Raw genomic sequence first — 15,779 nt, 5'->3', positions numbered from 1 at the left:
TTTCTGAGCTGCCTGTGCGGCAGCGAGCTGTGGGGCGGCGCCTACGGCTATCCGCGCTGCTTTCTGAGCTGCCTGTGCGGCAGCGAGCGTCCCGCGCGCCGGCTACACGAGGGACGGTGGTTTCTGAGCTGCCTGTGCGGCAGCGAGCCATGATCGTTACTCCTTACTGATTGGTTGCGATTTCTGAGCTGCCTGTGCGGCAGCGAGCACCGGCTCGCCCTTCTCGAAATCGATCTCAGTTTTCTGAGCTGCCTGTGCGGCAGCGAGCCATGCCGGCCAGCCCCTGCAATGTGCCCATGCTTTCTGAGCTGCCTGTGCGGCAGCGAGCTGCTCAACGTACGGCCCGCCTGATCTGCTCGATTTCTGAGCTGCCTGTGCGGCAGCGAGCGCAAGTGGACCCCGCAGGTGACCTGGTGCGTGTTTCTGAGCTGCCTGTGCGGCAGCGAGCGCGATTACGATCATCGTGGCTGCAAAAAGCAATTTCTGAGCTGCCTGTGCGGCAGCGAGCTCGCCCTGCAGCTTCGACGCCATGTTCTCAGCTTTCTGAGCTGCCTGTGCGGCAGCGAGCGTGTACAACGTCGACGAGTTCGACGCGTGGATTTTCTGAGCTGCCTGTGCGGCAGCGAGCTCGTTGTCGCGGTCGATGGCGTTGTGCACCACTTTCTGAGCTGCCTGTGCGGCAGCGAGCTTGAACGCCAGCTCGACGCGCTGGGCCTCGACTTTCTGAGCTGCCTGTGCGGCAGCGAGCTGCGCACGCACGACATCAAGCCGCGCGCCTATTTTCTGAGCTGCCTGTGCGGCAGCGAGCTCGCAGGCGCGCGCGAAGGTCGAGGGCGAGAATTTCTGAGCTGCCTGTGCGGCAGCGAGCGGTGATGGGCAAGTACGTCGCCAACCCCGGCTTTTCTGAGCTGCCTGTGCGGCAGCGAGCGTTCCCGTTCCCCAAGGGAGCCGTTGTCGGCGTTTCTGAGCTGCCTGTGCGGCAGCGAGCGCGTTGAAGGGACTGCTGCGTCCGTCCGCGGCTTTCTGAGCTGCCTGTGCGGCAGCGAGCGAGCCGGCGATGCTCGGGGTTCAGCGGGTTGATTTCTGAGCTGCCTGTGCGGCAGCGAGCTAGTGGATCTGCCGGGCCTCGCTGCCGTGGTTTTTCTGAGCTGCCTGTGCGGCAGCGAGCGCCGACAATCCGCTGCGCCTCGGCCAGCGTGATTTCTGAGCTGCCTGTGCGGCAGCGAGCCGGGCGGCGAACCTCGGCGACGTGCCTGACAATTTCTGAGCTGCCTGTGCGGCAGCGAGCGGTGATGTCGACGAAGCCGTCGCCTTCCTTCAGTTTCTGAGCTGCCTGTGCGGCAGCGAGCGCCGGATACCGCGCCGGTCTGGATGTAGGTCATTTCTGAGCTGCCTGTGCGGCAGCGAGCCGTGTAGATCGCGGTGCTGTTCCGGCTGATGTTTTCTGAGCTGCCTGTGCGGCAGCGAGCGGCTCGATGCCGTTCTTCCAGCCGCGCACGGTTTTCTGAGCTGCCTGTGCGGCAGCGAGCTAGAGGTTTTTCACGCCAAGCCATTGTATAGACTGGAATTCAAGCAAAAGCAGCCCGCCAACCCTTACTAAGGAGGCGGGCGTAAGTTTTTGATTTTCAAAGAGCGCGGTGACCCTTTCCGAAAAAGGGTCAGAACCAGGGCACGGTCGTCGTTGCGCTCAGTCCGTACGCATTGAAGGGGCCCGGAGTGGCTATAGGCATCAACGGTCCCAACGCGACGAACAGGGAGAACGGCTGCCCGGTGCTCCGACTGCGCAACTGCACATAGGGAAGATCAGGCCTTCGCTCCACGGTGACGGGGATCGCCTGCTCAGCCTGCGCGGCAGTCTCGCCTTTTCGCCGCATGCGCCGCCTTCGTAGGCGGTCTGCACTCGTCTTGAACTGCCGACGTTGGACCGCACGATGCTCGGCGTTGACGGGTGTTTCGAGGATGTCGGACAGGTGCACATGATCCCGTACACCCTTAAGCCAATCGGCGTGCATGAATGGCGTCAGGTCATCTGCACGACCATGCAACCGTAACTGTGTGCCCAGCGTGCGCGGTACGAGGCTATATCCGGGAAAGCTGACGCCGATGGTGTCAATACGCCGCTGCACCAGCGCCAAGTGGAACCGATCGTACAGCGCACCCAACAGATGGGTTGCGCTGGTCTCCGGGTCGGGGGCAAGTGTGAAATCGAGGTAGTGCGTGGTCATGGGATCAGCCCGCATCGCCGAACACACCGCCGCGCACCAGCGTGGCGATGATGAAGTGCTGCTGCTCCAGTGCAGGTACCTTGTCCTTGAGGATCCAACCATCAAGCAAGGTGTAGAAGTCTTGCTTTTCCTTCGGCTGGCGCCACGCCTTGCCCTGGGTGGTGACCGAGCCGTAGGGTTCGACGGCAATCGGTCCGTTGTCCTCGGCGCCCGGGTACCAGGTATCGATGCTGCGCAGTGCGTTGCCAATCTTCTGGGAGTGGATCGCGGCCACGGCCTTGTCGCCCTCGCCGACGGCATAGAGCGTCTTGCTCTTGTCGCCACGGCCTCGATCGAGGATCAACTCCTGGGAGGGGAATACTTCCTGTCCTGCGCCGGCGCGGACAAATGCCGTGACCCGCAGCAGCACGTGCCGATCGCCCGCCAGGCCAGCTGCGATCAGGGTGGAGACGGCGTCGATGGCTCCGCCTGCGTCGGCCGGGACCTCGAAGCCGCGTAGCGACAAGGCCAGCGCGTCGAAGGTCCACGTTTCCGCAGCTCGGCCATCGATGAGGTGGGCCACCTCGATTTCCACCTGCTCGGCGCCCACCCGGTTGCGCCACAGAAAGCGGCCGTTGGCCAAATTGATCGCATAACGGCGTGCGAGCTCCGCGAAGCCGTTGGCCTGCACGTAGCCCTGGATGGTCTGCCGCAGCTTGGCTTCGTACGCCGCGCTGTTGGCGGCGGACGGTTTGCCGGTGCCCGGCAGGACCCGCAGGGTGAACTGCACCTTCAGCGTGTCGGCCTCCAACGGCAGGGCAGCCACGTCCACCGTCTGCAAGTTGGGGTTTTCGATGGCTGCATCGAGCTTGGCAGGGTCCTGATCCTTGGTCTTGAGCCGGTTGGAGATGGTGCCGCGGACGGACTTCTCGCGGATCTTCACCGGCTGCCAACCGGCGTCACCGTCGCGCGCGGTCCAGTTGCCGGCGAAGAACAGTGCATCGGACGGGTCGAGCTTGCGCTCGAAGGCGAGGACGGAGGCGGTCTTGAGTTCGTTAGACATGATGGGTTCCTTGTCTTGATGGACGTCAGTCGAAGTTCTGGGTTTGCCCAGGCGCCTCAGCGGCGGGGGCGTAGTCGTTGCGGCAGCGGTACATCCCCTCGTCGGGCCGGCTTTCGGGGTACCAAAGCAGTTGCTGGGGCGATCGCAGGCGGTGCGGGCTGATCCACTCGCCAACGGAATACAAGCTTTCGACGAAACGGAATGGCGTGGTCGCATCACGTGCATTGGCAATGCTGCCGGCCGGATGAAGCGCGCCGAGTGCGCCGTAGCCAACGGGAATCGGGACGATCCAGCCCTGGCCGCCGCGGTCGTGGACCCACTCGCCCTTGCCTTCCTTCTCACCCGGTTGGTAGCGCCAGTTGATCCGCGACAACGACAACCATGCGTCGAGGCGAGTGAGCTGCGGATGCTCGGCTTGGATTTGCGCAAGCCGCTGGTCGATCACATCATCGCGCGCCACCAAGACAGAGGCTGGCAGCAGGCGCACGCAGACTTCCCGAAAGGCCTTGCGCTGGTCGGCGCTATCGCCGGTGAAATCGGCCACCCATGGCCGATGGCGCCGCGAATCCGGCCGTGCAGCTGGCAACACCGTGCCGCCAGCCACGCGCATGCCGGCCACCAGGTCGGCGACGGCCGCGAGGTCAGCGGCTTGCCTCTGCTGTTCCCATCCTTCGGCGTGCACCGCAATCACCAGGCTCAGCTCGAGGTGGATACGACCTTCCTCAACGATCGCGGCGGTGCTGCCATCCTTACTCACAGGATTTCGGGTCAAGCGGAACGATTTGACAAAGCCACTCGCGCTCACCTGCTCCTGCCAGTCATGGCTGGCGACGCCGATCGCATTGAACTCCAACGCGAGGCCGGCCTGACGTGCCTTGCGCTCCAGCGCCCAGAGCAGGCCCAGAAACGCGGTCATCGAAGGAAAGCCGTGCGTCAGCGGGCTCGAGATGGCATTGGCGTTCTGAATGCGCAGGCGCGGCAGTATCACTAGGTGGCTGAAACGGGGGAAGTCGTCGCTCATGCGAACTCCCCCACATCGGCGCGGCGGCGTCGCGGCGCGGGCCAAGCCACATCGATCAAGACGCCGCTGACCCAATGCTCCAGTTCCGGCAGGGACATGGCCACCAGTCCTGCCTTGCGCATCTGGTCGTTGAGCCACAGGCCAAAGCGCGTGGCCACCTCGTCCGCCCAGTCGCCGCGGTCGTACTCAGCCTTGAAGGTCTCGTCTTCGGCCACCCAACCTGGGTGCTCTGGGTCCGCCCGCTCCGGATCCAGCCAGAGGCGCTCGCATTGCGGTAGTCGACAGTCGTCCGCGCGCGTCCAGCCAACTGGATAACGCTCGCGAAGCGTGGCGCCAAAGAGCGCCAGCTCATCGACGATCACCCGGAACATGTCATCGCGCTTGTCGCGTGTGGGCATGTTGCCCGCATTGTCCTGCACCGACAGCAGGTAATCCGCCAATGCTTTGGTGCGCTTGCGTACGTCCCCGAACCACAAGAAGACCTCGAACACCGACTCCCGTTTCCCGACTCCAGAGCGGCCGTCTCCCCGCCATGCCGGCGGCGGCAGCGATGGCAGCAGGTAGCTGATGCCGCCGCGCTCGCTGTTAAGCTGGGAGATGTTCTGCGGCTTGGTACCACCGAGCTTGCGCGCGACCAGATTGCGATAGTCGCGATACGGCGCATCGAGTGCCTGCTTGGCCCTGAAAGCCTGCCGCGCTTGCTTGTTGTCTTCGCCGAAACGCGCCGCCTGGATGTTCGTATGCACAGCATGGGTCAGCGAACTGGCGAACATCGGTTGCAGCAAATGATACTGGCTGTCGTCATGAGGCTCTTCGCCCACGAGCCAGTAGACCTGCTTGGCCATCGGATGCGTCGCAGGCTGGCTGTCTTTGCGGACCAGCGAGGCGAAGGCCTGCATCCAGGCCTTGGCCTGCTCGGTATCGTGCGACAACGCAGCCATCAGGTCCGCATCACCGGCCTGCATCCAGTCAAGCAGGCGCTTGCCCTCAATCTCCAGCTTGAGGAACTTGAACACATCCAATGCAGCGGCGTTGCCCACCACGTCTTCGGCATAACCATCGCCCAGGGCGTGCGTGCCGATCTCACGATGGCGAGGTAACGAGGCCGGATCGACGTGTAGGCTGCTGCCGCGAGCGTCGGGATGTGTGGCCTTGAGCACGTGCGTGACTGCCTGGATCTGGCTGACGCGGCGGGCAGCATCGGCCAGCCAGGTCGTGTAGTCATACTTCGATGCCATGTCGGCATCGTCTTCCTTGCCTTTCAGCTTCCCTTCCCGCCGCCCTTCAATGAATGACGCGATGGTGGTGCGGAAATCGCCCCCCCGATCTGTCAGCTCTGGCATTCCTTGTCTCCCTGATAAAACAGCTGCAATCAATTAGCGGCCCGTCGTCTCGCAAGTTGAGACATCGGGTAGCTGGCGAACGCTTAAGGCTATGGCCCTATGACACTCATTTTCTGCACTCTTTAGCTAATAAGAATGATGAGCAGGAAATATGAGAAGTCCTGCTTTGTTATCGATTAGATCTTGGCGATCCCGCATGCAGTTTCCTTCATGACCCGCGATGTCCGGCATTTCGAGGAATGCGGCTTCACGTTGATCGATCCTTGGCATTGACATCCATCCTTAGCGCGCGGATCCGAAGCCCAGCCAGGGATGCCAGCGCCAGCGCTGGCCGTTCTCGGTGCAGGGCACTTCGACCACGGTAAATTTCCGGGCAGCCCTGTCGAGTGGGATGTCCTCGGCCTCGGCCAGTTCCTCCAAGCTCATCCGCAGACCTGCGAGGTCAGACCCTGCCCAAGGGGCGATGCCCGGGGCGGGCCGCAACTCCAGTGGACGAAGCATTTCCGACGCCGGCACGTAGAGCTGCGCCCCACGTCGCTTTGGATCGTCTTCGACCCGATGCAGGATGAGTGCGTCGCCATCCTCATCCGGCAGGAAGACTAGGGTGGCATCGGGGCGCTCATCGGCGCGGAAGGGCTGCTGCTGCGGCAGCACACCGGTCAGCTGCGCCTGCGCATGCTGCCATGATGGCGGCGCCTGTTCGCGCTCCAAGGTCGGCAATGCGCTCCCTCGACGGCGGCGGCTCGTCTGCGGTTCCGATATGGGACGCGGCAACATCGCTGCTTGCAGTCGGGCATGTTCCAGATCGATCCAATCCTGGCGGGGCCGGCGATCGGCAGGCAGCCGTGGCTGGATGCGGGGACGCGCATCGATGTTGCGCGCCGCGTCACCCGGCCAGATCGTCTGCAGGCGGTGCGATGCCAGCAGAAAGCGATCGTCGTCCTCGAACCCCGGACGGACAAAGGCCGGGCGTTGCGCATTGTCATGTTCGAGCGCTTTGAGGTTGGTATCGAACACGAGCATGTTGGCGCTTTGAGGCGGCTTGCGCCGATGCCGCTGCACACGCCCGGCAAGTTGGATCAACGAGCGCATTGAGGACGGTTCGGCAATCGCCCAGTCGGCGTCCCAATCGCGGCCAACCTCGCAGACGGGAGATGCCAGTACGACGAACACCTGGTTAGTTTCCGGATGCGCATCGAGCGCGGCTCGGATGGCCGGCAGGTGATAGACACCTTGCCCATCTCCGCGCCGATTGAATGCCGCATCGAGCTGCTGCTCGATCTCTGAGCGTTGCAGCAGCGGGAAGCGCGCGTGGTAGACGCACAGGTGGATCCGAGTGCCTGCCGGTGCGTCGATGGAGAAAAGCGTCTGCGCCACGTCGAACAGCGGGTCGATGTTGGCCATCCGCACCAGGCCGAAGCTGATCTGCTTGCCGCTGACAGGGTCGGTTTCCGCATGGTCGCCGTGCAGCCTTAAACACGCCGCATGAATGTGACGCGCGAATTCCGCACGAAGCGTCTCCTTGGCAAGTCCCCGGCCGATATCCGGCACAAGCAGATCGGCCCTTCGCAGAGGCTCGGCCTTTCCCAGTTTCGCGACACGCTTCTCCACGAACTGCGCATGCGCCTTGCTGAAAGCGTCGCCGTCCATGCACGTCGCCACCTGCACCCCGAACTCATCCGTCCACAGACACGGAATGTCGAGCTGTCCGGTTCGCTGCCCGGCGTCACTGCCGCGATTTCGACAGTAGTGGGCGCGGCCCGCGCGGTAGGCCAGGAACATGCCCTCCACCAGCGCCGGCGGCAGCGTCGCCGAAGACAGCAGCACCCGGGTGCCCAGCATGCCCGCCCAGTACACGAGACGCGTCAACGCGGGCAAGTCGTTGAGATCGTAATCGTCGAGTTCGTCCAGGATCAGGTCGGCGCTCATCAAGCGCAACACGGGTGCGATCTGGCGACCAGCGCGCAAGGACTCCGTCGCCGGCACCATGTGATCGACTGTGCAGACGAGCATGGGTGCCGACAGAAGCTTGCGAATGTCGGGATCGTGCAACGCTCGCGACAAGAGCGGATGTGCAGCCGTGTTGCCTTCGAACAGCACATGGCTGTCCTCTTCGATCAGATCCTGGATCGATTCTGATCCCCGGTCGTCGGCCTGCGCCTCGTGGTACTCGAACAGGGCGCGACTGGCCGACCCACCGACCTGAACGGCCAAGACATCCTCGCCCATATGCAGGTCGTCACGATAGCTGCGGCCAGTCTGCAGGGTCAGGGTGCGCAGCCCCAGCGCGTACGTCGCACGCATTCCCCGCTGTGGATCGGCCAACGCGTTGAGAATGCGTGCATTGGCCAGTGTCTTGCCACAGCCGGTGGACGCCATGTTGACGATGAAGGCACCATGCTCGCGGGCAATCTCGCGCAACGAAGTGGCGGCATCGGCAGCCTTGTCCTGCCAGGAGAAGCGGGGATCTGCGCTGCGCTTTCGCAGGCCACGATGGTTGACCAGCCTTGGCAGATGCCGCGCAAAGCCCGGCAACGCATGTGCGATCAATCCCGCATCGCGGGCGACGCCGAGCAGATGTTCATCTAAGGGCTGCTTGAGGTTGCCGTCACGATCGGTGTTGGCATACAGCCGGGTTCTGCCGTCGCCCTGCACGCGCAGATATGAATCGCCCGACAGACCTGAATAATGATGGTCCGCCAGCATCAAACTCAGCCTTGCCAAGTGCATGACGTAGGGATTGGCGAGCCAGTCGCCGGTGCGGCGTGCTTGCAGCTCCAGCAGGTGCCGAGCCACACGCGCAACAAGCGCCCGCCATTTCGGCTCGACCACCGGAAGCGTCGCTGCAGGCGCCCAGTATGGTGAGACCTCCATGGGATCGACGGGCTGGCGAATCTCGTTCCAGTCGTGGGCCACTTGCGTGAGCGGCGCTTCCAGCCAAGCTGGATCAAATCGACGCGCGCGCCGCCCGAGCCAGTCCTGTCGACCGTCTTCCCTGTCGACAGGCACGACGGGCAAGCGATGATGGGTGGCGATCAGCCAGGCAACAGCCGAGGCCAGCGGGGGCAGGTGGACGAACGGATGGGCACTGCGCGCATCCAGACCATCACGTTGGTAACGGCCGGCGGCGATCCAGGCTTGCTCGTCAAACGCAGCGGGTTCTACCAGGCGCTGCAGCCATCCCGCGTCATTGTCTTCGCCGACGAATGCCTGGAACATCCGCAGCGATACCCATTCATGCCGATAGCGGTTACGTTCGAGCAACTCGCCCCGCAACCGTCGCTGGAACGCAACACTGGCTTTGCCGAGGTCGTGCAGCAGCGCGGCCAGTTGCGCCAGCAAGCGGATGTCCTGGACCGTGTGCCAATCATTCTCGTCCTCCCGCCGCAGGACATTGCGTACGGTCGTGTTGGTTGGTACTGCGCCTTCTGCGTTGAATCTCCGGGCATCGCCGACGATCCACAGCAGTTCGCTGTGGTCGAGTCCCCGAATCCAGTGGCAGGCCACCGCAGTGTTCTTGCGCGCGGTCCGACGCAGCAGTTTGCGCAGCGTGTCGAGTCCGGCTTGCGTCACAGGGGTCTGCCACGTGCGATCGCCCCGTCGCTCGGCGAACTGGTCCAGGATGCGCCGGGTCTCGGTCAGCGCGCGTTTGTCGCACTGGGAAATCAGCAGGATGTTCACGACTGGGCCTGGGCCGCTGTGTCGAGCGCCACCCGCTTCAAGGTGTCGATCATGAAGTCCAGCGATTCGCTTCGGGTCAGCGCCTCGATGCAGCTGCGACGGAACTGTTGCTCATCATCGCCGCGCATTGCCGACAAAAACGCCTGCGGGAGGATGGCGGCATCCTTGACCAGGTCCGCGATATCGAACACCAGACCGCCGCGGCGTGTCTTGCCGTGCAGCACGGCAAGACCATGGGGAAGACCGAGCACCCAGGCGGCGGTGGCCCCAAGCCCATAGGCCAGGTAGTTGCCGTGGTCGAGGAACCGATTGGCCGGATCGTTGCCGCCTCCGCGCTTGGCTCGGGTGAAGTCGCCATAGCCGACTGTATCCACTGCCAGCTTGAAGAGCGCCTTGGTCAGCCGCGCCTCCTCGGTCAGCAGCGCGGTATGGTCCTGGGACAGTTCGATATTGCGGGTGGTCCGCGCGAGCAATTCTTCCAGGCGAGTGGCATCGGCGGCAAACCCCGACTCACGCAGATGCCGGTGCTGCCACTGGGCGCGCAGTCGCTCGGTCCGTGCCCGCTGAAAAGCCTTGGCCGCCGATAGCCGGAGATCATCGTCGAACCAGAATCGCGTCCACGCCTGCAGGTACTCAGTGGGCCGATACTCGCTTTGCGGTGAGAACCATGCCACGTCCACATCGATCTCGTTGGCTGTAAACAGGGGCGTACCGCCCCCGCCGCAAAAGCCCACCAGCACGCCCGCCTTCGCCAGCTCGCGCATCGCCGCCTGGGTGATCGAGGTGCCCGTGCCCAGCAGGATCGTCGTGGTGTTGGCGATCGGGATGTTCCAGTACAGCGATCGCTTGCCCGCGTCGGTGACGTACTCGACGCGCCCCCCATTGACCAGCACCCGGCAATGCTCCAGGTAGTACAGGTTCGCGCGCTTCGAATGCAGGATCGTCTTGAGATCCGACGGCGACAGATCGTCCATGGTGTCCCCCCCTTGTCCCGCGCACTATCGCTCGGTCGTGTCTCACCCGTCGAGACGCGCCGGCGCCGCCCATCCTGTCCCGTATGTCCCACACCCGCCCCGTCGCCTTTCGCGCCCCCGACAAACACGCGACAATGCGGGGCGCTGCGTCGTTCGCGACGCGCGTGCCATGGCCTTGTCCCCTTGCGGATGCAGCGCCACGGGGCAGCCGCTGGCTGCGCCGGGTGGCCATGGTGCGTTTTCTCCCCGACGACTTCCGACGAGACACGCCCGACATGGTCGATACCCCCAAGATCCTCTACACGCTCACCGACGAGGCCCCGTTCCTCGCCACGCAGTCGCTGCTGCCCATCGTCGAGGCGTTCACGCGCACGGCGGGCATCGCGGTCGAGACCCGCGACATCTCGCTGGCCGGGCGCATCCTGGCGCAGTTCCCGGAGCGGCTGACCGACGCGCAGAAGATCGGCGACCACCTGGCCGAGCTCGGTGCGCTGGCCACCACGCCCGAGGCCAACATCATCAAGCTGCCGAACATCAGCGCCTCGGTGCCGCAGCTCAAGGCGGCGATCGCCGAACTGCAGGCGCAGGGCTTCGACCTGCCGGCTTACCCCGATACGCCCAAGGACGATGCCGAGCGCGACGCGAAGGCGCGCTACGACCGGGTCAAGGGCAGCGCGGTCAATCCGGTGCTGCGCGAGGGCAACTCCGATCGCCGCGCGCCGGCGTCGGTGAAGGCCTACGCGCGCAAGCATCCGCACCGCATGGGCAAGTGGTCGTCGGATTCGAAGACCCATGTTGCGCACATGGACGCTGGCGATTTCTACGGCAGCGAGCGCTCGGCGACGATCGACAAGGCCGGTGCGCTGAAGATCGAGCTGGTCGACGCCGATGGCGCGGTCACCGCGCTGCGCGATCCGGTGAAGGTGCAGGCCGGCGAGATCGTCGATGCGGCGGTCATGTCGCGCAAGGCGCTGGCGACGTTCGTCGCGGCGCAGATCGCCGATGCGAAGGCGCAGGGCGTGCTGTTCTCGCTGCACCTCAAGGCGACGATGATGAAGGTCTCCGACCCGATCATGTTCGGCGTGGTCGTGGGCGAGTTCTATCGCGATGTGCTGACCAAGTACGCCGACGCGCTGGCCAAGGTGGGCTTCGATCCGAACAACGGCATCGGCGATCTGTACGCGCGCATCCAGTCGCTGCCGCAGGACCAGCAGGACGCGATCCGCGCCGACATAGATGCGCTGTACACGCAGCGCCCGGCGCTGGCGATGGTCAACTCCGACAAGGGCATCACCAACCTGCACGTGCCCAGCGACGTGATCGTCGATGCGTCGATGCCGGCGATGATCCGCGACTCGGGCGGCATGTGGAACGCCGCTGGCAAGCTGCAGGATGCCAAGGCGGTGATCCCGGACCGCTGTTACGCGGGCGTCTACCAGGCGGTGATCGAAGACTGCCGCACGCACGGCGCGTTCGACCCGGCGACGATGGGCTCGGTGCCCAACGTCGGCCTGATGGCGCAGAAGGCCGAGGAGTACGGTTCGCACGACAAGACGTTCCAGATTCCGGCCGACGGCACGGTGCGTGTGAGCGACGCCGACGGCAACGTGGTGTTCGAGCACGCGGTCGAGAGCGGCGACATCTGGCGCATGTGCCAGACCAAGGACGCGCCGATCCAGGACTGGGTGAAGCTGGCCGTGAGCCGTGCACGCCTGTCGGCGACGCCGGCGGTGTTCTGGCTCGACAGCGCGCGTGCGCACGATGCGCAGGTGATCGCCAAGGTCGAGACCTATCTCAAGGATCACGACACCAGCGGGCTGGACATCCGCATCCTGCCGCCGGTCGAGGCGACGGCGTTCTCGCTGGCCCGCATCCGCAAGGGCGAGGACACCATCTCGGTGACCGGCAACGTGCTGCGCGACTATCTGACCGACCTGTTCCCGATCATGGAACTGGGCACGAGCGCAAAGATGCTGTCGATCGTGCCGCTGATGGCCGGCGGCGGGCTGTTCGAGACCGGCGCCGGCGGTTCGGCGCCCAAGCACGTGCAGCAGTTCGTCGAAGAGAACTATCTGCGGTGGGATTCGCTCGGTGAGTTCCTCGCCCTGGCGGCCTCGCTCGAGCACCTGGGCCAGACGCGCGACAACGCCAAGGCCAAGGTGCTGGCGGCAACGCTGGACACGGCCAATGGCCGCATCCTCGACGAGAACCGCTCGCCGGCGCGCAAGGTGGGCGAGCTCGACAACCGCGGCAGCCACTTCTACTTGGCGCTGTACTGGGCGCAGGCCCTGGCGGCACAGGACGACGACGCCGAGCTGAAGGCGACGTTCGCACCGCTCGCCAAGGCGCTGTCGGACAACGAGGCGAAGATCGTCGCCGAGCTCAACGGCGCGCAGGGCAAGCCGGTGGAGATCGGTGGCTACTACCACCCCGACCTGGCAAAGATCGCCAAGGCCATGCGCCCCAGCGCGACCTTCAACGACGCGCTGGCGACGTTGCAGGGCTGAGCTGCACGTTGGTTGGACTGCGGTAAGCCGCTCTTTGCTCCCTCCCCCGTTTACGGGGGAGGGTTGGGGTGGGGGGCCGCTTTTGGCCGCATGAAACAACCCAGGACATGGCGTCCTGGGTTTTTCGTTTTGGGAACAGGCATCAGCGCGAGCGTTTGCCCCCTCCCCGGCCCTCCCCCGCAGGCGGGGGAGGGAGAGAAACGCAGGCGGTGTCAGCGGCGATAGCGGCAAGGCAGTGAGGCTGCGTGCACGCACTCCCCGCAATCCGCGGTGCGCTGCAATTGCTCCCTCCCCCGCGTGCGGGGGAGGGTTGGCGTGGGGCCGCTTTCGGTCGCTTGAAACCCAGGACATCGCGTCCTGGGTTTTTCGTTTTTGGGACAGGCGTCAGCGCGAGCGTTTGCCCCCTCCCCGGCCCTCCCCCGCAGGCGGGGGAGGGAGACGAGCGCAGGCGGTCTCGGCAGCGGCAGCGGCAGCGGCAGCGGCAGCGGCAGCGGCAGCGGCAGCGGCAGCGATAGTGCAAGACAGGGAGGCTGCGTGCGCGCACGCCCCGCAATCCGCGGTGCGCTGCAGTTGCTCCCTCCCCCGCGTGCGGGGGAGGGTTGGGGTGGGGGCCGCTTTCGGTCGCATGAAAACCCAGGACATCGCGTCCTGGGTTTTTCTGCTTTTGGGAGCAGGCGTCAGCGCGAGCGTTTGCCCCCTCCCCGGCCCTCCCCCGCAGGCGGGGGAGGGAGCTTAGGTGCAGTGCGGGTATAGGACGACGCAGCGCGGGGAGAGGAAGACGTATCCGGACATTCAGGACACAACGCACTTTCAGTCGTCGGTGAGCTTCACCACGAGCTTGCCGAAGTTGCGGCCTTCGAGCATGCCGATGAAGGCCTCGGGGGCGTTCTCCAGGCCTTCGACGACGTCTTCGCGCCAGCGGGTGCGGCCGTCGCGCAGCCAGGCGCCCATTTCGCGCAGGAACTCGGGGTAGAGCGCGATGAAGTCGCGCTGGATGAAGCCGCGCACGGTCAGGTGGCGCGAGAGGATCAGGCTCATCAGCTGCGGCAGGCGGTCGGGGCCGGGCCGCGGTCCGCGGTCGTTGTAGTACGCGATCACGCCGCAGACCGGCACGCGGGCGAAGTCGTTGAGCAGCGGCAGCACGGCGTCGAGCACCTTGCCGCCGACGTTCTCGAAGTAGACGTCGATGCCGTCCGGGCACGCGGCCTGCAGCTGTTCGGCGAAGTCGTCGGCGCGGTGGTCGAGGGCGACGTCGAAGCCGAGGTCGTCGCGCACGTGCGCGACCTTGTCGGGGCCACCGGCGATGCCGACCACGCGGGCGCCTTGGAGCTTGGCGATCTGCCCGACGGTCGCGCCGACCGGGCCGCTGGCCGCGGCCACGACCACGGTCTCGCCATGCGCCGGCTTGCCGATCTCGCGCAGGCCGGCATAGGCGGTGAAACCGGGCATGCCGTAGACGCCCAGCGCCAGCGATGGCGCCGGCCCGTCGGGGTCGATCTTGCGGCGCAGCCCTTCGCCGTCGACCACGGCGTGGGTCTGCCAGCCGGCGTGCGCGAGTACCAGGTCGCCGGGCGACCAGGCCGGGTGCAGCGACTCGACCACTTCCGAGACGGTGCCGCCGTCCATGACCTCGCCGATCTCGATCGGGGCGACATAGGAGCGGCCGGCGTTCATGCGGCCGCGCATGTAGGGATCGAGCGAGAGCCAGCGGTTGCGCAGCAACACCTGGCCGTTGCGCGGGGCTGGCAGCGGCGCCTGCTCGAGACGGAAATTGGCGGCGGTCGGCGCGCCTTCGGGGCGCGCGGCCAGGACGATGCGGGTGGTGGTGGCGGGCTTCATCGGCGCGGACCTCTGGGTGAGAGGGTGATGTCATACCGCATCGGGGCGCTGCGCCCCGTCGAGGCGGCGCGTCAGCCGGCGCTGGCGCCGTCAAGTGCGGCGATGTCGGCCTTGGACAGCAGCAACGTGCGCGCGGCCGCCAGTTCGCGCAGTTGCGCCAGGCTGGTGGCGCTGACGATCGGCGCGGTGATGCCCGGCCGCGCGATCAGCCAGGCCAGTGCGACCTGGGCGACGGTTGCCGCGTGACGGCAGGCGACATCGTCGAGTGCGCCGAGGATGCGCTTGCCGCGCGGGTTGAGGTACTGCTTGACCACCTGCGCGCCGCGCGCGCTCGACTTGGCGGCATCGCTCTCGCTGCGGTACTTGCCGCTGAGGAAGCCGCTGGCCAGCGCGTAGTAGCTGATCACGCCCAGGCCGTGCTCGCGCACCAGCGGCTCGAGTTCGCGCTCAAAGCCGGCGCGATCAACCAGGTTGTAGTGCGGCTGCAGCGTCTCGTAGCGCGGCAGGCCGTGCCGGCGCGCGACCTCCAGGGCTTCGGCCAGGCGCGGTGCGGTGTAGTTGGACGCGCCGATCGCGCGCACCTTGCCCTGCTCGATCAGCCGCGAGAACGCGCCGAGCGTGTCCTCCAGCGGCACCGAGGGGTCGTCCTCGTGCGCCTGGTAGAGGTCGATGACGTCGGTGCCGAGCCGGCGCAGCGAGTCCTCGCACGCGGCCTGGATGTTGGCCGGCGACAGGCCGGGGCGCTGTGCCCATTTGGCGACCTTGGTGGCGATGGTCACGGCCTGGCGCTTGCCGCTGCGCTGCAGCCATTTGCCGATCAGCGTTTCCGATTCGCCGCCGGTGTTGCCATCGGCCCAGGCCGAATAGACGTCGGCGGTGTCGATCAGGTCGATGCCCAACGCGACGCATTCGTCGAGCAATGCGAACGAGGTCGCCTCGTCCGCACTCCAGCCGAACACATTGCCGCCGAACGCCAGCGGCGAGATGCGCAGTCCGGAGTGTCCGAGTTCGCGTTCGGCCATGGTCGACATCCATCCAAGAGAGGGTGCCGCCAGCATAGGCAGCGCGCGGCGACGTGCGCGTCCACGCGCCGCAAAGCAGTGTTCCGGCCACGCGTGTGCGCGTGGTGCGGGCGCGCAATGGCGCG

At 65.7% G+C, this 15,779-nt stretch carries 9 protein-coding genes and 1 CRISPR repeat array (1 of these 10 only partly in view); of the genes, 1 reads left to right on the top strand and 8 read right to left on the bottom strand.

Annotated elements, in window-relative coordinates; genetic code table 11:
- A CRISPR array of direct repeats spans window positions 1–1,529; the repeat unit is 28 nt; unit sequence TTTCTGAGCTGCCTGTGCGGCAGCGAGC (it extends 6,123 nt beyond the left edge of the window).
- 129 nt (window positions 1,530–1,658) lie between these two features.
- From cas6f to cas1f, 6 genes are all read right to left on the bottom strand, one after another.
- Window positions 1,659–2,225: a type I-F CRISPR-associated endoribonuclease Cas6/Csy4 gene (cas6f, locus tag WAF18_RS02290; protein WP_337243673.1), complete on the bottom strand. Its 567-nt coding sequence runs from the start codon at window positions 2,223–2,225 to the stop codon at window positions 1,659–1,661.
- A gap of 4 nt (window positions 2,226–2,229) precedes the next feature.
- Window positions 2,230–3,267 carry a type I-F CRISPR-associated protein Csy3 gene (gene csy3 / locus WAF18_RS02285; protein WP_337243672.1) on the bottom strand — a complete coding sequence of 346 codons (1,038 nt, stop codon included), beginning with the start codon at window positions 3,265–3,267 and terminating at the stop codon, window positions 2,230–2,232.
- Between the two features lie 25 nt (window positions 3,268–3,292).
- Window positions 3,293–4,288 (bottom strand): type I-F CRISPR-associated protein Csy2, encoded by a 996-nt coding sequence (gene csy2 / locus WAF18_RS02280; protein ID WP_337243671.1) that lies wholly within the window; start codon window positions 4,286–4,288, stop codon window positions 3,293–3,295.
- Window positions 4,285–5,631, bottom strand: a complete 1,347-nt coding sequence (gene csy1, locus WAF18_RS02275) for a type I-F CRISPR-associated protein Csy1 (RefSeq protein WP_337243670.1) — start codon at window positions 5,629–5,631, stop codon at window positions 4,285–4,287. Before csy1 ends, csy2 begins: the two co-directional genes overlap by 4 nt.
- Window positions 5,632–5,913: 282 nt before the next feature.
- Window positions 5,914–9,312: a type I-F CRISPR-associated helicase Cas3f gene (gene cas3f, locus WAF18_RS02270; protein WP_337243669.1), complete on the bottom strand. Its 3,399-nt coding sequence runs from the start codon at window positions 9,310–9,312 to the stop codon at window positions 5,914–5,916.
- Complete coding sequence (gene cas1f / locus WAF18_RS02265) at window positions 9,309–10,286, bottom strand: type I-F CRISPR-associated endonuclease Cas1f (RefSeq protein ID WP_337243668.1); 978 nt, start codon at window positions 10,284–10,286, stop codon at window positions 9,309–9,311. Before cas1f ends, cas3f begins: the two co-directional genes overlap by 4 nt.
- Window positions 10,287–10,561: 275 nt before the next feature.
- Here cas1f and WAF18_RS02260 point away from each other — a divergent pair, with 275 nt between their 5' ends.
- Window positions 10,562–12,793 carry an NADP-dependent isocitrate dehydrogenase gene (locus WAF18_RS02260; RefSeq protein ID WP_337243667.1) on the top strand — a complete coding sequence of 744 codons (2,232 nt, stop codon included), beginning with the start codon at window positions 10,562–10,564 and terminating at the stop codon, window positions 12,791–12,793.
- 810 nt (window positions 12,794–13,603) lie between these two features.
- Here WAF18_RS02260 and WAF18_RS02255 read toward each other — a convergent pair.
- Together WAF18_RS02255 and WAF18_RS02250 are read right to left on the bottom strand one after the other, a co-directional pair.
- Window positions 13,604–14,632, bottom strand: coding sequence for an NADP-dependent oxidoreductase (locus WAF18_RS02255; protein WP_337243666.1), 1,029 nt, complete (start codon window positions 14,630–14,632; stop codon window positions 13,604–13,606).
- A gap of 71 nt (window positions 14,633–14,703) precedes the next feature.
- Window positions 14,704–15,654 (bottom strand): aldo/keto reductase, encoded by a 951-nt coding sequence (locus WAF18_RS02250; protein ID WP_337243665.1) that lies wholly within the window; start codon window positions 15,652–15,654, stop codon window positions 14,704–14,706.
- Between the last annotated feature and the right edge of the window lie 125 nt (window positions 15,655–15,779).

It is taken from the genome of Luteimonas sp. gir (assembly GCF_037198055.1).
In the GTDB taxonomy this organism is placed as follows: Bacteria; Pseudomonadota; Gammaproteobacteria; order Xanthomonadales; family Xanthomonadaceae; genus Luteimonas; species Luteimonas citri_A.
Note: the sequence above shows the minus strand (reverse complement) of the source record. Positions and strands in the feature narration are given on the sequence as shown.